The organism is Vibrio sp. SCSIO 43137 (assembly GCF_028201475.1).
Lineage (GTDB): Bacteria > Pseudomonadota > Gammaproteobacteria > Enterobacterales > Vibrionaceae > Vibrio.
On record NZ_CP116383.1, the window covers coordinates 1,621,450 to 1,642,745 of the forward strand.

Annotated in this window: 18 protein-coding genes; 10 read left to right on the plus strand and 8 right to left on the minus strand. The window is 40.5% G+C overall.

The features are described 5' to 3' along the window. Positions 1–18: 18 nt before the first annotated feature. Positions 19–450, plus strand: coding sequence for a hypothetical protein (locus PK654_RS07605; protein ID WP_271698653.1), 432 nt, complete (start codon positions 19–21; stop codon positions 448–450). 139 nt (positions 451–589) lie between these two features. On the opposite strand, the gene PK654_RS07610 is transcribed toward PK654_RS07605, so the two are convergent. From PK654_RS07610 to PK654_RS07630, 5 genes are all read right to left on the minus strand, one after another. Further along, positions 590–1,906: a hypothetical protein gene (locus tag PK654_RS07610; protein WP_271698654.1), complete on the minus strand. Its 1,317-nt coding sequence runs from the start codon at positions 1,904–1,906 to the stop codon at positions 590–592. Positions 1,907–2,012: 106 nt separating this feature from the next. Further along, positions 2,013–2,579 (minus strand): hypothetical protein, encoded by a 567-nt coding sequence (locus tag PK654_RS07615; RefSeq protein WP_271698656.1) that lies wholly within the window; start codon positions 2,577–2,579, stop codon positions 2,013–2,015. A 616-nt stretch (positions 2,580–3,195) separates the two neighbouring features. Continuing rightward, entirely contained in the window at positions 3,196–3,771 is a 576-nt protein-coding gene (locus tag PK654_RS07620) for a hypothetical protein (RefSeq protein WP_271698658.1), read from the minus strand. Positions 3,772–3,861: 90 nt separating this feature from the next. Next, positions 3,862–4,476, minus strand: coding sequence for a hypothetical protein (locus PK654_RS07625; protein ID WP_271698659.1), 615 nt, complete (start codon positions 4,474–4,476; stop codon positions 3,862–3,864). 141 nt (positions 4,477–4,617) lie between these two features. Then, complete coding sequence (locus PK654_RS07630; protein ID WP_271698661.1) at positions 4,618–8,727, minus strand: esterase/lipase family protein; 4,110 nt, start codon at positions 8,725–8,727, stop codon at positions 4,618–4,620. Positions 8,728–9,263: 536 nt separating this feature from the next. Here PK654_RS07630 and PK654_RS07635 point away from each other — a divergent pair. After that, positions 9,264–10,088, plus strand: coding sequence for a hypothetical protein (locus PK654_RS07635; protein WP_271698662.1), 825 nt, complete (start codon positions 9,264–9,266; stop codon positions 10,086–10,088). A gap of 834 nt (positions 10,089–10,922) precedes the next feature. Here the strand turns inward: PK654_RS07635 and PK654_RS07640 are convergent. From PK654_RS07640 to PK654_RS07650, 3 genes are all read right to left on the minus strand, one after another. Continuing rightward, positions 10,923–11,822, minus strand: coding sequence for a LysR family transcriptional regulator (locus tag PK654_RS07640; protein WP_271698663.1), 900 nt, complete (start codon positions 11,820–11,822; stop codon positions 10,923–10,925). A 94-nt stretch (positions 11,823–11,916) separates the two neighbouring features. Continuing rightward, positions 11,917–13,536, minus strand: a complete 1,620-nt coding sequence (locus PK654_RS07645; RefSeq protein WP_271698665.1) for a methyl-accepting chemotaxis protein — start codon at positions 13,534–13,536, stop codon at positions 11,917–11,919. A gap of 127 nt (positions 13,537–13,663) precedes the next feature. Beyond that, positions 13,664–14,032 (minus strand): hypothetical protein, encoded by a 369-nt coding sequence (locus PK654_RS07650; RefSeq protein WP_271698907.1) that lies wholly within the window; start codon positions 14,030–14,032, stop codon positions 13,664–13,666. Between the two features lie 255 nt (positions 14,033–14,287). On the opposite strand from PK654_RS07650, the gene ccoN reads away from it, so the two are divergent. The 8 genes from ccoN (at position 14,288) to PK654_RS07690 (ending at position 21,276) form a co-directional block, all read left to right on the plus strand. Then, entirely contained in the window at positions 14,288–15,715 is a 1,428-nt protein-coding gene (gene ccoN, locus PK654_RS07655) for a cytochrome-c oxidase, cbb3-type subunit I (RefSeq protein ID WP_271698668.1), read from the plus strand. A gap of 11 nt (positions 15,716–15,726) precedes the next feature. After that, on the plus strand, positions 15,727–16,347 hold the full coding sequence (gene ccoO / locus PK654_RS07660; protein ID WP_271698669.1) for a cytochrome-c oxidase, cbb3-type subunit II: 621 nt from the start codon (positions 15,727–15,729) through the stop codon (positions 16,345–16,347). Between the two features lie 11 nt (positions 16,348–16,358). Next, entirely contained in the window at positions 16,359–16,535 is a 177-nt protein-coding gene (locus PK654_RS07665) for a cbb3-type cytochrome oxidase subunit 3 (protein WP_271698672.1), read from the plus strand. Further along, complete coding sequence (gene ccoP, locus PK654_RS07670; RefSeq protein WP_271698673.1) at positions 16,535–17,512, plus strand: cytochrome-c oxidase, cbb3-type subunit III; 978 nt, start codon at positions 16,535–16,537, stop codon at positions 17,510–17,512. Before PK654_RS07665 ends, ccoP begins: the two co-directional genes overlap by 1 nt. Before the next feature lie 81 nt (positions 17,513–17,593). Next, positions 17,594–18,073 (plus strand): FixH family protein, encoded by a 480-nt coding sequence (locus PK654_RS07675; RefSeq protein WP_271698675.1) that lies wholly within the window; start codon positions 17,594–17,596, stop codon positions 18,071–18,073. Positions 18,074–18,082: 9 nt separating this feature from the next. Continuing rightward, positions 18,083–20,452: a heavy metal translocating P-type ATPase gene (locus PK654_RS07680; protein WP_271698676.1), complete on the plus strand. Its 2,370-nt coding sequence runs from the start codon at positions 18,083–18,085 to the stop codon at positions 20,450–20,452. Next, entirely contained in the window at positions 20,445–20,615 is a 171-nt protein-coding gene (ccoS, locus tag PK654_RS07685) for a cbb3-type cytochrome oxidase assembly protein CcoS (RefSeq protein WP_271698677.1), read from the plus strand. The genes PK654_RS07680 and ccoS overlap by 8 nt, the downstream gene beginning before the upstream one ends. Continuing rightward, on the plus strand, positions 20,605–21,276 hold the full coding sequence (locus PK654_RS07690; protein WP_271698678.1) for a sulfite exporter TauE/SafE family protein: 672 nt from the start codon (positions 20,605–20,607) through the stop codon (positions 21,274–21,276). The genes ccoS and PK654_RS07690 overlap by 11 nt, the downstream gene beginning before the upstream one ends. Positions 21,277–21,296 lie beyond the last annotated feature (20 nt).

The window sequence follows — 21,296 nt, forward strand, 5'->3', positions numbered from 1 at the left end:
TGTTAAGGAGAGTTACAGATGAGTCGTCTTGAAATGGATAAGAAAATAGAAGCTGAGTTGATTCTTATGCTTACTGAAGGCTATGATTCTGCACCGATCACTCACAAACTATTATTTGAACGATTGAAGGCTAAAAACGTCATTTCAAGTAAAGGCACTCTTACAACACGAACGCCGATAATCGAGTTGTATAAAGAAAAACAAATAGCCACTGTCAAAGGGGCATTTGGGGAAAGTCTAGCAAAAGGCAAAAACCAGACTCGAGCTGAGTTAATTCGACGTAACGCAATACTAACTCAAGAGGCTAAAGAAGCTAAAGAACAGCTAATAATTAATACAACGGTACTGCTGAGTATTGTAAAAAATATTAAAACTCAGTCTATTGCATGCAATATCGAACGTCTATTGTCACCTCACCTCATACGAGAACTTAACAATAATAAGTTGTGATTATTAAGTCTTGGCAAAGGCATTTCTGACTCACTTCGGGACAAAGGTGTATAGTGCAACATATTGAATATAATTAGAGCGTTATTTCATTTATGATAGGTGGAGTTCAGAATAACTCATCTTAAAGTTGATCTGAAAATTAATGTTTAGCCGGTTGCTTCTTGAGAACATTTAATAACTTTCTGTATTCAATGATTATTTGTTGATGGGTGCTACTTCGAGTGTGCAGTGATCGTTGCTTACGCTCATTTCTTTGTTCATTACTGCAAATCCAGTTGATTTCTTTTCCTAGATTATTTGCGCTAAAGTAATCACTGCTATTTGTGTCTGGCAAAGTTACAATATCACCAGTATCTCTATTGTATACCGTCCCTTTAATTGGGTGCATTTTAAGCATCTTTCTTAAATTTTTATCAAAAGAGAGAAACATTGGTACAAAATAGTGTCCTTCACTTCCCATACCTAGAGGTATAAGCTTTTCCATTATTCTTGGAACTGCCATATCCCATGCTATGTTGTCTAGCTTTTTTAGTAGTCTTTTCGTATTACAGTTCTTATGAACTTGGTTTAGAATAGGCAAATTACTCCTAGAAGAGAAATACTTATGAGCGATTATTGCTTCTCTATCCATATATAATCCAATAGTCTCATGCATAAATTTTAGATATGAAGTCATCTTGTTTCTTTCATTTCTATTTGACTCTTCTTGAATGCGTATCATACCAATCAGATTTAATAGTAGATTTCTTTGCATCAACATGATTGCTTCCAACTCTGACTTTTTATTAACGTAAAAATCATAGGCGCTTTCCATGGCATTATGCGCAGCCCTATTAAAAGAGACAGTGTATCTAGGATTAAGCGTTCTTTTATACTCTTCGCAGTTAATACTTGCAAAAAGATGAAGGCAACACAAGTTTTCTCTAAACGCCTTATCTAAACTTAACCAAAACTCAAGTTTACTACGCGCTTCAAAGTTGGCTGTTATCATGATAACTTTTATATTTTCGACTAAATAGAATAGAAAGTCGAAGTTCAATTGGTCTCTAAGTAATCCATCAATCAAAGTAAGAAGTTTGTTTTGCACCTCACCTACAGACTCACCGCGAACTAGTTTTTTTATATAAGAAGCCATATTAGTATCAAACATTACGGTGTAATCTATGAGAAAATCATTAGTTCCATTTAAGAATATACACTTTAGCATTTCATCATCTATAAAATATAAATTTTCCGACTTAAAATAAGGAGTCAAATAATTATTTGGTTCTTTAGTGTACTTGCTAATACTACAAGGAAGAACATCTTTATCATAATCATCTAAATGTATAACACCGCTAAGTTCAGGATACTTTCCTTTCATTTCTAACCACGAAAAAGCTATATCTGAAGGAGTCCTTGATATAGATAAACGACTTACAAGTTTTACTAGATCATCACTTTCAAAGTGTGACATAATCTATCCTTATGTATGAATTAAAAAATATCAGGTCAAAATTCTAAAAAATGGATGTTTGTACTTAATTAACACCCAATAAAGAGAAGCTAACACTTTTTGGATGTTAATTTTTATTAAAAACTGGCCTGCACATTCCAAAAAAAGCACAGTCTCGATAAATGAATCTTGACTTTAATAACTCTGCGTTATTTCCACTGAATATAAATGAAACTCTTTCAGAGTGCTGTAGTGCATTACGAATCTCCCATTCTAATTTAACTCCATTTTCGCACTGAGCAAGTAAGTGAAATTCATTTATAAATACTGCTATTCTAGAGTTGTTATTTATTGCCAATAGATCAATCATACTCAAAAATTCTATTGTTTTGGATTCTATCGTCAAGCAATTATAAATTGACAACTCTCCTCCTAAACGTATATAAATACATTTTAACGTGTTTAATAGTTCATTCTTTATCTGAGAAGCTTCCTTCATGTTGAGAAAATCACATGACTCCCATAGAAATGAATTCAGCCCATAGTAGTTTGGGAAGTTTTCCATATGATCAAGTTTTTGAGTCAAGGCTCCAATTGCACTTTCGCTCCATTCGCCAGCTAGCCAAGAAGGTGAAGATGCCAATACCTCTATTACCAATGTTCTAAACTGATCTTTTTTTTCATTTATGAACATCTTTAGCATCAACACCATTAGTTTATATATTACTTAGTAGGATATTTTTTTTCGCAGAGGAAGAAAACTGGAAAAAGTTGACTCGATTATTGAGACAAGAAACATGTTTATGTGAAAACAAAGCAACTGATATCACGAAGCTTTGTGATCTAAAGCATGATTAACGTCATATTTTTAAAAAATATGCACAGTTTTTTTTCCTATAACACAGTTTATAATCGCTCTGCCAAATAAATTGTCTAATTTGGCACTTTAACTTTTGCTTAATAGCGTAAACACATCTATGTAGTGCTGTCTAGCCCTTTACTTTACTTACCAAATTTACACATCAATAAATATAGCCTATTAGCATTGTTAAATTATTCAGTAATCTCTATTTATTTTCCTCGTCCAAGACTTATTGAAATTTTTGAGATAACATTTAGTACGGATGAACAGCATTAACATAATACAAAATAGCACCATAACTATATAATGAAGTCACGCCGCATTAAGATTTGAGCAGGACTACCTCGAAACTTAACCATACCACTGTAAAAACATGAACCAACTATGGAATGAAAAGTGCCAAGCGTTGTGAATCAGGCGTAAGCTCTTTATTAAGTTAAGTTCATCCTCAACCTAACGCCTGTTTTGTAGCTCGAATGATGCCTGATACAACCAATTTTCTAAATTCTTCATAAGTAAGAGTAACTCTAAGCAGTTGCTTGTTACCTCGCCCACTTAGGATGCTTGGAAATTGTTGTGTTGCAAAATCAAAGCTAAAGTAATGTCCCTCGTGAACCACATCACAACGGCTAGTATACAGTTCTTTGACAACATCTTGCAGGTTATACTTCCCGCCACATAGCTCAATACCACGAACTAATGTTTGTTGTTCTTCGGTAGATAAAAAGTTTTCAAAGAATTTAATGACATGAGCTTTAGATTGACCCTCACCAACAAACTGATCGTGCACCTTAGCTATATGCTCGCAAGCAATGATTAGAAACATCAATTTCAACGCATCACGACTTGCGGCTATTGACTCCATCCCGTTAGCAAGTGTTACAAGCCTTTGCCCTTGATGCATCATCAGTTTTGCTCGATGAGCAGGTTCATCTTTCAGTACTGCTTCACATTTAAGTATAAACTTATTTAATTCTAGCTCGGAGTCAAAATACTCTTTGTAAAATCTTATCCATTGCTCCATATATACTCCAAGAAATTAACGCCCAATTAAGTAGTGTGCTAGCAATTCAAACAAAAAGTGTCAAGCTTCATAAATCTGCTTGAATGCTTGTTATGTGAGTTTTTTAATTTTCAGAGCTACTCCTAGCCAGTCAGCCCAAACTGATATAGGGGCTACTTGATTGACTGAACCATCAACTGGATCAAATAGACCTTGCTTACTAAGGGCTACACTGTGTTTTTCACCTGTACTATGAACGATAGTTGGTAGTAATACAGTAGAAGAATCCTGATTATTCAAACCTACTTCAATTTTAAGGTTTTGAGCCTTGGCTAGTTCAAGCTCTTGAGGGTATACCTGAGATAGAGTTTGGTAAGTATCCATGTCTTTCACGATTACAGAAGTCAAAAGCCCAAATTCATTGGCAACATAAGCCATTGCAACAATAGAGTTCAACCCATTGCTAACATTCGCGAAAGTATGCTGTTCAGTTTCAGGAATGATACCTGTAACTTCATAGACGAGTTTAGCAATAGTGTCTAAACTTTGTTCTTTCTGTATTCGAATAGATTTTGCAGTAAATGTCAGACTTCTTAGATCTAGCCTCTTTAGTACTACGGGCTCGAAAGAATCAAAACATCCAAGAATACTTAGCGCCCCCACTAAACTGTATGCCCCGCACATATTAGAGCCTGAAGGCTGCATTATTTTTGGGTATTGGTACATCAATTTATCTCCATATTCACATATTATTTTTTTGATTCACGAGTTGGATAGATCCAAATAGTTAGCTAATTGGCGGTGTTTTCGGGTTTCGTTCCTCACCGGCTCAGTTTTGGACAAAAGTAAGGCTGTATTCTTCCAAACTCACCATTCAAACCGTTCTTCTGATCGTCTTGACTCTAACTCTTCGTCGGCTCTTTCTCGTCCTACTTTCTTTTCTAGCTTGCTAAGTATCGTTTTGGTACTTTCTACAACATCAGGGTTTTCATGGGAAAGAAGCTCATCAAACATTTCAGCTCTCTGTTCAATTATGGATGCACGTGAACCACTCCAAGACATTGGGATAGCTGCTCTTTCGAAAGCTTCAATCACTAACCACGGCTCAGGACTTTTGTTAATTAGAGCTTTTGATAAGTTGGTTAGTTTAAGATTCTCACCACTCTTCTCATATGGAGTAATCGACGATGCTAGAGTTTTAAATCTGTATATTGGTGATTCCTTGCACCAAGCTATAGCTTTATCAATAGGGAGCTTAGAGAATGGGCTTGTTTTTGTAGATAAATGACTCGTTGCGATTTGACCTGACACATTGTCATCTTTGAGAAATACATCTAAGGCTTGGGTCGGCTGTAGTTCGATTAAAGTTGATAGAAACTCCCCATAGTCAAAAGCGTAAACTTTATAACTAGCTATGCCTTCGAACAATTTTTTGAACAGAGTGTTAGCATCTTCTCCGGCCTTATCTTCCAAAAAACATACTTTAGCTATCTGTGTCAAAGAATAATCTCGGCCACCATGGTCGCGTGGTTCTCGGCTATAATCATGATTGATTAAGAACTCTCTGCATTTTTTAATCAAATCCACACTGGGAGCGTAAATGGCTTGTTTCTTCAAACCATGCAACCGCATAGCTAGTATTTTAATAACTGCGCTGTGCCCATTTGGTTGCAACCAGAGTAGATCCAAGATAGTAATTAAATCAGAGTCAGATATTAATTCATGCCGTCTACCAAATGCCATATTTCGGTACATCCAACTCGGAGAAGAATTGTTTTTTAACGATGTTATGAGCCTATCTACAGCAACTTCATCTAGAGGGCAATCAAACTGCACCAATGGGTATATCTGATTTAGTTTATCGTTGATTAATAAGCAATCTAAAATCCATTGTGCTTTATCTGAGTCATTGTCGTAAACGCATCTAACAAACCCTCCGACAAAGTTCGAGTTTACTTTTGTGATATCTAGCTTTTCTAGGCAAGTGGCTATATCACCCCATACCTTTTCAATATCATCTATTCCGCTCGCAACTCCATAACCAAACCTAAATAGGTGGTTGTTAGTACTCATAGTTGTAAGAATCTTAGCTAACTTGTTTATAAGATAGTTATAGTGTCCTTGAGCAACATGTGTGCCTAATTCTTCTGCGAGTTCTTGAGCTTTTTCATAGCCCCATTTTACCGTTTCACCTTCTTCATCTAGCTCATCGAGGCCGAAATAATCATGGTTATCAGCAAATACATATAGCTCCATTTGACCATCTAGATCTTGAGCCGCCATATTTGCCCTCAACATTTCAAGTCGGTTTTTGTGCTCTTTGGTCATTGATGCTGAATCAAACCGCAATATTGCCCCTAAAGCCAGCCAGCCTCGTGCCCATCCCCCATTGCTACAGAAGCTTTTGGATAAGGATTCGAGATCATCATGTAGTTCAGCTATTTTCCATAGCCCCCTAATATGACTAGCAAAAACCTCTTTGATACGCTCATCTATAACATTAGCTGATGAAGCGAGATTCCGAATAAGCAATAAGTACTCACGATACCAAGAAAGCACATCCTTTCGACTTTGAGGCTCGTAACCAAAGTCTCTTGATTTAGCACCAAAATCAAAACCATAACTTGATGAAAAATGATGAGTCTTTAGCGAGCTATTGAGTAACTCATATCCCAGTTCTCTTTTGTTTTCATTCGTGCTGTTTATGAGTTTACCAATACAGTTAACTCGACGTTTCACTTTAGCGTGTGTACCTGATAGATAAAGCTGAAACAAACTACAAAGTAAGCTTCTAACTGAGTTGTTATTTTCTCCCTTTTTTTCAGATAATGCGAAACGACAGAGCAGATCAAAGCATTGACTGAACAAACTATCATCATATGCTAGAGAACGAAGAAGCCTTGTAATTGATATGTAGTGAGGATTCTCCCTATTTAAGAAAGCTGAATCACATTTTGCTCTTTGTTCCAGATAGGTGAGTACTTCACTTGGAATAACTGGCGCAATATTGACCAACAATGAGATCGATAAGTCGTCATTACCTTTTTTAAAAAGTAGATCTATTACTCCATCAGCCTCTAGCCAAGATGATGCTAACTTAACAGCTTCTTCGCTATCATTAAGGTACCCAATACGACGTGAAAATGACTTAAGCAGTCTTGGTTGTGTATTGCTGTTTATGAACTTGACAACATTTGAATGTGGCACGTTCTGCAACGCTAAACGGGCTAGTCTATTCGCTATAGGGTGAGGTAATATCGCCATCCAAATGCTACGTACTTGCGCTAAGTTTCGTCGTTTCAGCTCTTTAGCAAATTTGTACATTTCATGAGGAGGAAGCATCACTATTCCACCGAGTAACTTTAATTCTTCACTAAAATCATCTTCAGATTCCAACTGAAACGAATAAGCTAATGATAACCCCTCTGCGGCCTTTTCCAAGCCAATATCTGAATCATGGCGCTGGTGAAATAGCCTTTTAAACAATTCTTCATCTTTTAATCTGGATATGTTTTCATCTTTCTCAACAGTACAGGCAAGTGCATTAGCTACTCTTGCATTACCTCCTGAAAAGTCAGCGATTTTTTCAGTAGTTTGTTTACTTAAATGAGGGAATCTTGATGAAATCATTGCTTCGATAAGCTCACTAGAACTTGGTTCTAGAGTATAAACTTCAGTTTCCTCTGGCTGATCTTCTCTAACATCGTATTCAACAGTTAGGATTCTAGCTTTGCTGTTATCTTTACATAAATTGGTAAGTTCACGATGCAAGTCGGGGGCACAGTTATCCACTACTACAATGGACTGAATATTGTCTCTAACAAGCCGTTCGACTAAAACTCGTGGAGTGGGTGAAGGAGATAGACTAATGTCCGAATAGAACACGCTCTCTTTATCAAGAGCATTTTCCCCGATTCTCTCATCAAATAATGCTTGTACGAAGCGAGTTTTACCTACACCTGACAGCCCGACTAAACGAATAGACGCGCCAGCTTTGAGTAAGCGATTTCGAAGTAAATTCAATGCATCAGCTGTAGCTAACCCTTCTGGGTCACTAGAAGAAGAATTGTGAAGGCGCACTGCTTGATCTAATATGTATTGTTCCTCAGTGCCCTTTGGGCACTTAGCCCAATTACCATATTCTTCCCAGCCACTATAATCTCTCCCAAAATTAGTTCGTAACCAACTAGCTTGTTTGGATAGTGTATCTTCAGCCACAAACTTCTTAACATGCTTATATATATCATCTTGTTTTGAAGATGGCTTACTTATATTAATATGATGAGCATCTATTGGAATTACCCGCTCTTTTAAGCCTGGATCTGAGCTATCAGCCTTAACAATCCGTCCAAATATTAAATATGGCTTGGTTTCAACCAATACTAAATGCCGAATGTCTTTATCGTGACACCAACCTCGATACCAAGTATTCAGATCACGCAGAGTGGCATCGTTGCGCTCTAGTGAGGCAGTTGCCGCAGAAGGTTGATGTAAGAACAGCTTGAGAAACAATTGCCCGAAAAGAGAATTACCTGTTTGCGCTAGATCTGCACCAGTATGAGGTGAGCCTAAAAACGCCACACCAGTAACTCTATTTATAAGTTCAATCGCCCCCTTACGCCCATTCTGATCGCTTGCTAATCTAAGTAACTGTTTAATAATTAGTCCGCCTAAGCTATGACCAACTAGTATTAGCTCACCCTTACTTAGTTGTTGCTCAGCTAAGAGTGTCTCAAGTACGTTTTGCGCTCTATCAAGAAGACCCATTCCGGAATCTCGCATTGTTAATCTAGGAGCCTCGTAACCAATCGACCATATACATATATCTTCTATATCCTCATGTAACCACTTAGGCCAAAAGACTTTTTCTGAATCACTTGATTGCCATGTGGTTTCAGCATTGCCACCTAATCCATGAATAAACACAACATGTTTTCTAGCTAAAAAATCGCCAGACATCAATCGCAAGTCAGCCATGCAAACCTCTATTAGTATCAATATTATCTTTCAAATATTATCCCAAACGTTAATAATCTAATAGTTTTATTTCAACAGGTTACATATGGATAAACTAAACAATAGTAATTGGCACGCATAATCGTTGCCACTCATCAGCTAAAACTGTGGGTGGACAACAAAGATTGAAACTTTTCTGTTTCGCAGGGCTGATTGCTACGTGACGCTATAGCAAAGAAGTGACAATAAAGATCAAAATTTAAGAGGCCAACTCAAAGCAAGAAGAAACAATAAAGTTCGAAACTTTTCGATGCTTTTTGTCCTAGTCTATCTTTTGTTGTAGCAAGCTTTTGCCCCAAAACGCGTTAAAGAACTCATTGCCTCTAACGCCACTTGCCTACAGATTATTAAGGCGAATCTTGCAACCTATCAAGTGGATTTTCGAGCTAACTCTTTGTTTGTTAATTATAAATGTGCTAAAACTACAACGCTTATAGATAAAAAATAGAAACACGTTTAGTCGTCTAATTGGCGTTATATTGATAGAGGTATATATTTTGAAATATTATCTAGAGACTAATGCTTTACGAGCGTTGGGGGGGAAAATTGATGAAAATAAAGAGTTGAAAAGCCAATCATATACGTCTTTATTTTCTATATTTGAGCTAATAAAAGGCATTGATAAGCGCTCAGATAGTCAAAAGCGTAAGCAGATACTATCTACTTTGGTAAGTAGTGATCTTAGTCTAATCCCTGCCATGCCTTTTGAGGTGATGAAGAGTGCATTTACTGATGAAGAAACTGGGGAGCAAAGTAATACGGTAATTCAACAATTACGTAACTTAATAGCTGATGAAGTATCGGATGTTGATGATTACAAAGCTTTAGTTGAAAACTATGAGTTTGATACATTGGCTTTCCAAGCTAAATCAAATCATCGCCATGTTCGACCGAAACCAGAACCAGAATATATTACGCTAGATTGGGAAACAATGTTCGCTGAACCTAAGTCAGATATACCTCTTGGTGTAAAAAACTTACCGAAAGACGTTCACCCTTCTAGGGTAGCTATGGAGATCCATAAGTTAGAGTTAGCACCTGCTGTTTTTAGAGCATTTTTTGATGATGAGAATATTAGTAATGAAAAAATTCTTGATTACTACAATGACAGCCTCGACTTGTATTTCTTTGCTAGCCATTTTTACGAACTGAAGAAACACTGTTTAAGAGAAAGTGCCGCAAAGAATGACTTATTAGACATATTGCATACAGTTTATTTGTTTGAGCATGACTCTATTATGGTCAGTAACGATAAAATATTTGAATCAATTTTGCCAAATATAAATATAATTAGCGTTGAAGAGTACAAAAAATTAATATAACTAGCGGTTAAGGTTCCACGTTCTTTTTCTTAGAAGATTGGACTTTATGCTCTAACTCCTTTCTGTCCAAAAAACTGTTTCAGCAGGAGCAGTACTTCCCCAAAAAAGTTCGCATCTTTAATGTAAAAGTTGCGAACTTTATTGTCAGAGTTTCAAACTTTATTGTCCGCCGACAAAAACATTAAACAATGCTCTCTTATTGCTCGCTTATAAGAACGGTAGCTAAGCTTAGTTATTGTGTCGTGAAACACTCTGAAATGAGTGTTACTGAAATGAATGCTCAACTCTTTTTGGGGCAAAAGTGCGCTTTAGGCTTGAAAACTACGAATACGAAAAAGGCAGAGTTGTGATAACTCTGCCTTCTTTAACTTGCCTTGCGGCTAATTTTGAATCGTGCCTCGCGACTACAAGGTCATCCTAATACAACAATGACATTTTGTTAAGTCTCACTCTAAGGGCTTGCTACGGAATGGGGCAGAAGTGTTTTAGGCCATCTGTACTGCCTGCACTGAGCTGACCTAAAATAAACAGATTTACTAACTATATTGTTTTCCGACAACTACTTGAAGTTTCGATCTTAGCTGTTCACCGATACAGAGGTTGTTCTGTAATGTACATGTACTCGTTAAGTGGATTTTGCTTAATTTTCCGTGAATATTGCTAGTACATGTACTAGCAATATTCATAATTCACGATTATTTATCACTAACATAATGATCTATATGAATTAATTTTCGACCAACCAAGCATGTACAGCTTATTTATCGTAGATTTGTTAAATAGGGTTTCTGGTGGGATATATCAATCCCACCTTTCTCTGCACTCTACCACAAGCTAAACCTCGGTTTCCCAATACGGCGGGTTTCCGTAGCACTGCGAAAAATAGTCTATAAATGCCCTTACTTTTGGTGCTAACAAACGAGAGCTTGGGTATACCGCCCAGATCGCGGCCTGATCGAGCAGCGGATAGTCTTCAAGTATCTGTACTAACTTGCCTTGTTTGATTTGCTCGTAAGCTACCCATTTGGCGCACTTAGTAATTCCCAGACCATGTACACAGGCATCTCTTAATGCTTCGCCATGATCGACACGGACATAACCGGAAACCTTGATGTTCTTTTCTCCTTCTTGTGTAGAGAAAGTCCAAACGTCTTGATTGGCCAGGCAGATGCATTGGTGGTTCTCTAGCTCGTCAGGCGTCGTTGGTTCGCCATATTTATCTATATATTCTCTAGATGCGCATAGGATTCTAGTGTCATCTGCTATTTTTTTAGCGATTAAGCTGGAATCCTTGAGTGCTGCATTTCTAATCGCAACGTCATATCCTCCTTCTACGAGATCGACCATTGTGTCACTAAAATGCAGGTTTACGGACAGCTCCGGATATAACTCGAAAAAACCTTTCAATTTTGGAATTAGGTGCAATCTGCCAAATGAGGCAGACGCGGTTACTTTAATAACACCTTGTGGCCGACTGTTACTGTTGCCTACCGACGCCCGCCCAGCTTCAATACTGGCCAGAATCTCCTCGGCGTGTGGCAGAAATGCCCTGCCTTCTTCTGTAAGGGATATCTTTCTGGTTGTACGATGTATAAGTCTTGCGCCAAGCTCTTGTTCAAGTTTATTGATATGCATACTGGCCACCGCGGGTGATAAACCTAATTCCTGACCGGCCTGGCTAATATTGAGTGTCGAGGCGACCCTTATAAAGAGCTGAAGATATTCAATTTTCATTATTTGTCTGATTTTAAAACTTTAACTAAAACAGTATAAAACAAAACGGCCACCGGTTATTCAACTGGTGGCCGTATATAACAGAGTTTATTGGTTAAACTTTGAAGTACTTCAGGTGCTCGGCAAGATCACTAGATGATTCCACCAGTACCTGACTTTGCTGTGCCAGATTAGTTGCAGCGCTATTCATCTCATTAGCAGACGTATTAATAATGGCGACGTTCTCATTTATCTCATTAGAAACTACACCTTGCTCTTCTGCTGACGAAGCAATCTGAGTCACCATATCATTAGCCTGGTTAAGAAGTTCTACCATTCTTCCCAGCTCGTCGCGGGTCTCTTCTGAACTTTTAACACAGGTCTGAACTTTTTCCCTGCTAAGGGCGACGGCTTTAGATGCATCCTGAGCGCTGTTAGTCAGTTCATTAATTGACGCCTGAATTTGCTCGGTAGATTCATTAGTACTGGAAGCAAGGTTTCGTACTTCGTCTGCAACAACGGCAAAACCCCTTCCCTGTTCTCCTGCACGCGCAGCCTCAATTGCAGCATTTAGCGCCAGTAAGTTGGTTTGTTCAGAGATATTCTGGATAACTGTGACGACATCAGAGATGTTCATAACCCCAGTGTTGAGCTGTTCAACCAGTTGAGAGGTTAATGCCATTTGATTATCCGCATCCTCTATATTCTGAACGGTTTTTTCCATATCGCTGCTGCTTTCTGTAGCTTGTTCTGCCACCGTATTTGTCGTGTTTGAAGCTTGCTCAGCGTTACGGGAAACCTCTACGGTGGTCGAGGTCATCTGGTTCATCGCCGTAGAAAGTAAATCTAACTGTGCATATTGTGACTGAATACTTACGGCACTTTGTTCACTCGACGAAGCAATACTACTAACCAAATCTGTAGACTGATTTGCAGACTCATTAGCAAGAGTAAATGCACCCTGTAACTTTTCCAGCATGGCATTCATGTCACGGCATATATCGCCTATTTCATCTTTCCTGCTGGTATTTAAGCGTAACGTTAAGTCACCGTCTGAGATTTGGTGTACCTTGCCAAGCAGTTTTTCTATTGGCATTACGATGTTTCTGCCAAGGATAAAACTTGAGATAGCAAGTGCAATTAAAGCTATACCAATTGTGATGCCAGCCATAATAAGGTCTGAAATAAAGGCCTGATTAATATCACTGATTAGGACACCGGTACCAATAATCCAGTTCCACTCAGGCATAGCAGCAACAAAGGAGATCTTATCTAATAACTCGCCGTCTGGAGATTTCCAAGTATAGTCAAGGAACCCGGCTCCTTTGGTTTTACCTATCTGGGCCATCTCCTGCCAATGGAATTTACCGGAACCATCTTTAAAATCTGAGGCGTCTTTACCATTAAGCTGAGGTTTAATCGGATGCATAACCACAACATTACTAGGGCTGGTTATCCAGAAGTATGTTTTACCGTCATATCTGAGTGACTGTATGGCATCTATGGCTCTTTTTTTTGCTTCTTCTTCGCCATAAATTGATGAATTATTGTAATAATGTGTCGCCAGACTTAATGCTGACTCTACCTGAGCCTGAAGCTTACCTTTCCTTTCACTGAGTGAGCTTTTCTTTTGCTCCAGTAGCTGAAATAAGCTAAGAGCAACAATTATGATCACCGAAACCAACACTAAGACGTGCAGTTTTTTCCTTATAGATAAGTTACCTAACCAATCCATGATTTTTACCCCAACGAAACGCTAAAATTTATAGTTATAGAACCATTAGCGTAGCGGATAAAATAGACAATTCACATTTGTTAAGAGTTATAGATTGAAATGGATCAAGTTTGTTAATTATGACGGGTTAATTTTTGTGCAGAATCGTCAAATAACGCTTTTCTGATGATAGCGAGAGTTGCAATGTAACCTGTTGAGATGTGAAATGAATGATTGTACGTTCCGCCGTCATTTTCACGACTCCTTCTCCAGACTCTATTTGAAGGTTTAGTCCGTCCTTTGAAACCATTTGATATGATGTATTCCCGGGCATAATTTCATCAGGATTGAACGCTATTTTTTGCCCACCTACAGATATGTTGCATGGATTTGGAACAAAGCAAGCAACGTCTTCTTTCACATGTGTGATCGTTCTCCATGTAAATGCTGAAATCAACAGAGCCATCATGACGAGTATTTGCACTAAACGGGCTTTTGTCAGTTTTTCTGCGGCCAAAATTTCTTTCTCCTGCTACAAACTTCAAACTTTTAACAATAAATAGCTAAACATTGCAAAAATTGAAGGTTAAGCCGTTGTCATTAAAATGTTAAATCAATTATCATGACGTGTGAAAATATCATTCCAAACAGTATTTTGATAGAACTTTCACTGTTTTTCACTGATTGTTTTGTCGCTTTGAGGAATGTATTACGACGTAAAGTCGAAAATTAGAAGTAAAGTAGTCATTTCAGAAAATTGGAAGCATAAAAAATGAGCCAAGTACAACAGCTTGAGCACAACTATAACTATACAGTCGTCCGTCAATTCACCCTGGTAACCATACTTTGGGGAATTGTAGGTATGGCAGTTGGTGTGTTGATCGCTGCTCAGTTAGTTTGGCCACAGCTTAACTTTGATACGCCGTGGTTAACCTATAGTAGATTACGCCCGCTACATACAAACGCCGTAATTTTTGCGTTTGGAACAAGCGCCCTTTTTGCAACATCTTATTATGTAGTGCAACGTACATGTCAGACTCGCCTATTCGGTGGTGTTCTGGTCCCATTCACCTTCTGGGGTTGGCAGGCAATTATCCTGGCTGCTGCAATTACCCTTCCTCTTGGGTATACAACCAGTAAAGAGTACGCAGAGCTAGAGTGGCCTATCGATATCGCTATTGCTGTCGTATGGGTTGCTTATGCCGTAGTGTTCTTTGGAACATTAGTTAAGCGAAAAACCTCACACATCTATGTAGCGAACTGGTTCTTCGGTGCCTTTATCATTACCGTTGCTGTGCTACATATTATGAACAGTCTGGCGATTCCTGTTTCTCTGGGTAAATCTTACTCAGTGTATGCCGGTGCCGTCGATGCAATGGTTCAGTGGTGGTACGGACACAATGCGGTTGGCTTCCTGCTAACAGCGGGTTTCCTTGGTATGATGTACTATTTCGTACCTAAGCAAGCCGAACGTCCGGTTTACTCTTACCGTCTTTCTATCGTGCACTTCTGGGCCCTGATCGCTCTTTATATCTGGGCAGGCCCTCACCACCTTCACTACACAGCACTTCCTGACTGGACTCAGTCTCTTGGCATGGTGATGTCGCTGGTTCTGTTTGCTCCTTCATGGGGTGGTATGATTAACGGTATTATGACGCTGTCTGGTGCATGGCATAAACTGCGTTATGACCCAATCCTTCGATTCCTGATCGTTTCACTATCTTTCTACGGCATGTCTACCTTTGAAGGTCCGATGATGTCGATTAAGACGGTCAACGCCCTATCCCACTACACTGACTGGACAATCGGTCACGTGCACTCTGGTGCTCTTGGTTGGGTTGCGATGGTTTCTATCGGTTCTGTTTACCATCTGATTCCGAAACTATTTGGTCAGGAAAGAATGTATTCAGTAAGCCTGATTAATGTTCACTTCTGGTTAGCGACAATAGGTACTGTTCTGTATATCGTTGCTATGTGGATCTCTGGTGTAATGCAAGGTCTGATGTGGCGTGCAGTGAATGCTGACGGTACTCTGACTTATAGCTTTGTAGAGTCTGTACAGGCGTCATATCCGTTCTATACCGTACGCTTTATCGGTGGCTTTATATTCCTGTCAGGTATGTTCCTGATGGCGTATAACGCATACAAAACAATTAATGCACCAAAAGATAGCCTGAAAGCTATCGAGCAACCGGCATAGGAGATTGATGAATGAGTTCTAATTCAAATAATCGCCACGAACTGGTTGAACGTAACGTAGGTTTGTTGGCAATTCTAATTGTTATCGTTATTAGCTTTGGTGCTCTGGTTGAGATCGTCCCTTTGATGTTCCAAAAACAGACGAACCAACCGGTAGATAACCTTAAACCATATACTGCCCTGCAGATGGAAGGCCGCGATATTTATATTCGTGAAGGTTGTAACGTATGTCACAGCCAGATGATCCGTCCTTTCCGTGCAGAGACAGAACGTTATGGCCACTACTCTGTAGCTGGTGAAAGCGTTTGGGAACACCCGTTCCTGTGGGGCTCTAAGCGTACAGGTCCAGATCTGGCTCGTGTAGGCGGTCGTTATTCAGATGAATGGCATCGTGCTCACCTTATGGACCCACGTGCCTTGGTTCCTGAGTCAAACATGCCTGCGTTCCCTTGGCTGGCTGAAAATGTTCTTGATGGAGAGCTGATCGAAGAGAAACTAACCGTGTTCCGTGATCAGTTTGGTGTTCCATATACAGATGAACAGATTGCCAATGCTGAAGGCGAAGTTAAAGGCAAAACTGAGATGGAAGCGTTAATTGCGTATCTTCAATCTCTTGGTCACGCAATGAAGTAAGGAAGGCAAAAATGACAATAGCAACTTTGCATTCAATCCTTACCGTTGCCGTATTTATTAGCTTTATCGGGATATTTTGGTGGGCGTTTAGCAAAAGCCGCAAATCTCGTTTTGAAGAAGATGCTAATTTGGTATTCGCCGATGAGCAGACTTCTGCGACCAAGACAGACAAAGGAGTAAGCAACTAATGACCTCGTTTTGGAGTATATGGATAATTGTAATTACGCTGGTTACTCTGATCTTCTGTGGAGTAATGCTTGTCTGGTGTCTTAAGGACAACATGGGCGTAGAAGACGGCGCAGACATGGGCCACGAGTATGATGGTATCCGTGAACTGAATAATCCACTACCTAAATGGTGGAGTTATCTGTTCATCAGTACTTTCATTTTCGCCGCTGTTTATCTGGCGCTATTCCCGGGTTTAGGTAACTTTAAAGGCTTTTTGGGCTGGACGAGTTCTGACCAACAGGTAATGAACCTTGAAGAGTCTCGTCGTTCCATCGAGAACTCTCAAAAGAACAAGCTGCTTGATGAATACGCAAAAGAGCTGGACGATGCCGACACCTATTTTGGTGAAGCATTTAACCGTTTAGCGTATAAGAATGGCGGAACTGAACTTCGCTCTATACCTGAGATTGCTGCAGATCCTGAAGCATTCAAGGTTGGGCAGCGTCTGTTCCTGCAGAACTGTTCTCAGTGTCACGGTTCAGATGCCCGCGGACAGATCGGCTTCCCTAACCTGACGGACAACGCCTGGCTATACGGCGGTGAGCCGGAAGCTATCGTAACCACTATTATGAATGGCCGAATCGGTGCTATGCCTGCATGGCAGGAAGTACTTGGTGACCAAGGTGTTAAAGAGGTAGTTACTTATACTCTTAGCCTGTCCGGCCGTAGCGTAAACGCTCGTGAAGCTGCCGCTGGTAAACAACGCTTCGTTGTTTGTGCTGCCTGTCACGGTACTGACGGTAAAGGTAACCCTGCTCTGGGTGCTCCGGATCTGACGGATAATGTGTGGCTATTTGGTGATACACGTGCGGACGTAACAGCGACAGTTGTTAACGGTCGTCAGGGCGTTATGCCTGCGTGGAAAGACATTCTGGGCGAAGAAAAAGTTCAGCTTGTTTCAGCGTATGTCTGGGGTTTAAGCAACTCTGAGAAGTAAAAAACAAAGCCAGTGATGGCCCTGTCGGGGCTGTTACTGGCTTTTTCGTACCACCCTCCCTTCAAGTAGTAGAGAACTCCTATGATTAAGCCCTGGTATAAACAATTCTGGCCTTGGTTTCTGATCCTTCTTCCAACCTCTGTTGTAATCGCAAGTTTTTCAACTTTATATGTTTTTTCGAAAAACTCTGTATCATTGGTCGCTGAAGATTATTATAAGAAAGGCAAAGGTATTAACGTTGACCTTTCCAAGATGAAAGCAGCAAAAAGCCTCTCGCTTACTGCCTCAGTTGTTTCTGAAAACAACAGTATCGTGGTTCAGTTTGATAAAGGTGATTTAGAGTTTTACCCTGCCCTAAACATTACCTTTAGTCACCGTACACTGGCGGACAAAGATTTTAGTAAAACAGTAAGTTCTGACGCTAAAGGTCATTATAGAATTATGATGGATGAAAAGATGACAGGCCCTTGGTTTGTTGAAGTTCAGCCACACTCAAAGGATTGGTTAATACAGGGCAAAGTCACTTTCCCTTCCGATGAGCCAACCATTCTGGACAACTAGGACAGCTCAATGACTAAAACGTGTTATCACTGTGGTGAAGATGTACCAGAAGACACGAATCTGACAGTCGAAATATTCGAACAACCGAGAGACATGTGTTGTCCCGGTTGTCACGCCGTTGCTCAGACTATTGTTGATAGCGGCCTCGTCAGTTATTACCAATACAGAACCGAAACTGCAGAAAAAGCAGAGTTGGTTCCTGAGCAGCTACAATCTTTAATTAACTACGATAATGAAGATGTTCAGTCAGAGTTTGTCCGCAAAGATGAGTCAAGCTCTGAAGTTACCCTTTCCCTTGAAGGGGTAACTTGTGCTGCCTGCGCATGGTTAATCGAAAAGCAGGTCAATGATCAAAGCGGTGTTAACCGCATCAGGGTAAACACTACAACCAATCGCGCGATTCTTAACTGGAACGAAGACAAAACCAAGCTCAGTGAGCTTCTGTCTGTTATTCATAAACTGGGTTATAAAGCCGCCCCTTTTGAAGCCGACGCCCACGAAGCAACCTACCATGAATCAATGAAGCAGTACCTCTACCGCCTCGGTATAGCTGGTATTGCTACCATGCAAGTTATGATGCTGGCCGTTGCACTCTACTTTGAAATCTTTGGCGATCTTGATGCAGAGTTTAAACAGTATCTCAGGGTGGTCAGCCTGATTTTCGCCACTCCGGTGCTTGTATACTCCGCCCTGCCTTTTTATTTAAATGCGTGGCGAAGTATAAGGGGCAAAACGCTGGGAATGGATGTTCCCGTTTCCATCGCACTTATTTTCGCCTATAGCGCCAGTGTTATTGCCACGGTTCAGGAAAACGGAGAAGTGTTTTTCGAATCTGTCTCTATGTTTACCTTTTTCTTGTTGCTTGGCCGTTTTTTGGAAATGCGGGCAAGAAGAAAAGCCGCTGCTGCCAGTGCAAATCTGCTTAAGCTTATTCCGGCGATGGCCACTAAGCTAGGCGGAACTCAGGTGCCAGTGAGGGTACTAAAGAAAGGCGATCAGGTTAAAGTGCTGCCCGGTGAACATATCCCTGCTGATGGCTCTATTATTTCCGGCCGCATTCATGTTGACGAGTCCATGCTGACGGGAGAATCCATTCCTGTCGTTAAAACAGTGGGCGATTCAGTCTATGCAGGTAGTATCAATACTGATGAGTCTTTTGAGCTTGAGGTCACCAGCAGTAAAGCTGACTCTATGTTGGCTAAGATTGTCCGGCTGCAGGATGAAGCTCAAATGTCCAAGCCGAAAATTGCTGAACTAGCGGATGTCGTCGCGCGTTATTTCGTTGCAGTGATTCTGGCAATCGCATTTTTTACCTGGTTGTACTGGCAGCAAACTAAGCCGGATGATGCTTTCTGGATTATGCTCTCTGTTCTGGTAGCAACCTGCCCTTGTGCTCTCTCACTTGCAACGCCGACGGCCATCACCTGTGCAACGTCCCGTATGGGCGATCTTGGTCTCTTACTGAGAAAGCCTCATGTGTTTGAAACCCTCTGTAAGGTAAATCATCTTGTTGTTGATAAAACGGGAACCCTGACAAAAGGTGAAATTGAAATTCAGTCTGTGCAGTGCTTTTCGTCCCTTTCTGAGCAAGAGTGCTTTGAAATTGCGGCTGCTCTTGAGAGCCATGCAAATCACCCTATTGCGGCTGCATTTAAAAAGCACGACAGCAAAGATACAATAGCTACCGATGTAACCAATGTTATTGGCTCTGGTATTCAGGGACATATCAACGGACAGGTATGCAAAATAGGTAACGCCGGCTTTATTGGCCTTGATGAGCAGAGCTCCGCCAGTTCTTCAATATATCTCTCTGTTGACGGTGAGCATGTCGCTTCATTCAGTTACAGTGATCCTGTTCGGGAAGAGAGTGCGGAGTTTATTCGTGAACTAAGAGATCTGGGCATTAAAGTGACCCTGCTGACCGGTGATAACCGTAGCAATGGGGAAAAGGTTGCCAACGAAGTCGGTATCACCAATATAGTTGCTAATGCGTCTCCGCAGAGTAAGCTTGATTATCTAACATCTCTTGAGTCCGGTGATATTACTCTAATGATTGGTGATGGTATTAACGATGCCCCTACACTTTCAGGCGCTCATTTATCAGTGGCAATGGGAAGCGGAACCGATGTAGCAAAGGCGTCTGCGGATATGGTTTTACTGGGTGACAAGCTAAATAAAATCAGCCTAGCCAGACAGATGGCATTGAAAACCCGTTCTATTATCAGACAAAATCTGGGTTGGGCTTTAGGCTATAACTTGTTGATCCTGCCACTCGCCGTTGCAGGTTACGTCGCTCCGTATATCGCGGTTGTGGGAATGTCTGCGAGTTCGATTATAGTAGTAACAAATTCTTTGAGGTTACTGAAAAAAGATGGCTAGTCTTTATATTCTGATCCCTATTGCAATCATTCTGGTATGTGTTGCTGTAGCGATATTTCTTTGGGCAGTAAAAAGCGAACAGTTTGAAGATCTTGAGCGACAAGGTCACAGCATACTGTTTGACGAAGATGAGCGAGAGTCTGAAAACAAAGATGAACGTTGATTTTCTTGGCGCTTTTTTTATTGGGTTTCTGGGTGCAGCGCACTGTGTCGGCATGTGTGGAGGAATAGCCTCCGCAATGAGCCTGACGGCAGTTAATCCGTCTGGAAAGTTGCTCACTGTCTCTTTATATAATATCGGCCGTTTAACCAGCTATGCGCTGTTTGGACTGATTGTCGGCGGAGCCGTCTCTTCCGCTTCTGCCGTTATGACTGAAAATGCAGCCCTTAACTGGTTAAGGCTGCTCTCCGCTGTCGTTATGATTGTGCTGGCGTTATATTTAGGTAAGTGGTGGCAAGGCTTAATCTATATCGAAAAAAGCGGTCAGTGGTTGTGGAAGCTAATATCGCCACTGGCAAATAAGTTACTCCCCTTACGCTCTCCGTTACATGCTCTGCCTTTAGGTTTCCTCTGGGGTTGGCTACCGTGTGGTTTGGTTTACTCTACCATTACCTGGGCCGCGGTATCTGGTAGTGCTGTAAATGGTGCCTTAATTATGCTGGCATTCGGTCTGGGAACTTTGCCTTCAATGTTACTAGTCGGAGTAAGTGCAAGTTATGTTTCAGGCCTAAAAAACTCAGTCATTTTCCGTCAGGTCGGCGCAATGCTTCTGCTTGCATATGGAGTCTATGTCGCAGCCTCAACATTACCCCTGTTGACTTAACAAAATGTAACTTTTTGAAT

Excerpts from the sequence above, each read along its gene's own strand:
- PK654_RS07605 (WP_271698653.1), top strand. The coding sequence starts at position 19 with ATGAGTCGTCTTGAAATGGATAAGAAAATAGAAGCTGAGTTGATTCTT.
- PK654_RS07610 (WP_271698654.1), bottom strand. The coding sequence starts at position 1,906 with ATGTCACACTTTGAAAGTGATGATCTAGTAAAACTTGTAAGTCGTTTA.
- PK654_RS07615 (WP_271698656.1), bottom strand. The coding sequence starts at position 2,579 with ATGTTCATAAATGAAAAAAAAGATCAGTTTAGAACATTGGTAATAGAG.
- PK654_RS07620 (WP_271698658.1), bottom strand. The coding sequence starts at position 3,771 with ATGGAGCAATGGATAAGATTTTACAAAGAGTATTTTGACTCCGAGCTA.
- PK654_RS07625 (WP_271698659.1), bottom strand. The coding sequence starts at position 4,476 with ATGTACCAATACCCAAAAATAATGCAGCCTTCAGGCTCTAATATGTGC.
- PK654_RS07630 (WP_271698661.1), bottom strand. The coding sequence starts at position 8,727 with ATGGCTGACTTGCGATTGATGTCTGGCGATTTTTTAGCTAGAAAACAT.
- PK654_RS07640 (WP_271698663.1), bottom strand. The coding sequence starts at position 11,822 with ATGAAAATTGAATATCTTCAGCTCTTTATAAGGGTCGCCTCGACACTC.
- PK654_RS07645 (WP_271698665.1), bottom strand. The coding sequence starts at position 13,536 with ATGGATTGGTTAGGTAACTTATCTATAAGGAAAAAACTGCACGTCTTA.
- ccoN (WP_271698668.1), top strand. The coding sequence starts at position 14,288 with ATGAGCCAAGTACAACAGCTTGAGCACAACTATAACTATACAGTCGTC.
- ccoO (WP_271698669.1), top strand. The coding sequence starts at position 15,727 with ATGAGTTCTAATTCAAATAATCGCCACGAACTGGTTGAACGTAACGTA.
- PK654_RS07665 (WP_271698672.1), top strand. The coding sequence starts at position 16,359 with ATGACAATAGCAACTTTGCATTCAATCCTTACCGTTGCCGTATTTATT.
- ccoP (WP_271698673.1), top strand. The coding sequence starts at position 16,535 with ATGACCTCGTTTTGGAGTATATGGATAATTGTAATTACGCTGGTTACT.
- PK654_RS07675 (WP_271698675.1), top strand. The coding sequence starts at position 17,594 with ATGATTAAGCCCTGGTATAAACAATTCTGGCCTTGGTTTCTGATCCTT.
- PK654_RS07680 (WP_271698676.1), top strand. The coding sequence starts at position 18,083 with ATGACTAAAACGTGTTATCACTGTGGTGAAGATGTACCAGAAGACACG.
- ccoS (WP_271698677.1), top strand. The coding sequence starts at position 20,445 with ATGGCTAGTCTTTATATTCTGATCCCTATTGCAATCATTCTGGTATGT.
- PK654_RS07690 (WP_271698678.1), top strand. The coding sequence starts at position 20,605 with ATGAACGTTGATTTTCTTGGCGCTTTTTTTATTGGGTTTCTGGGTGCA.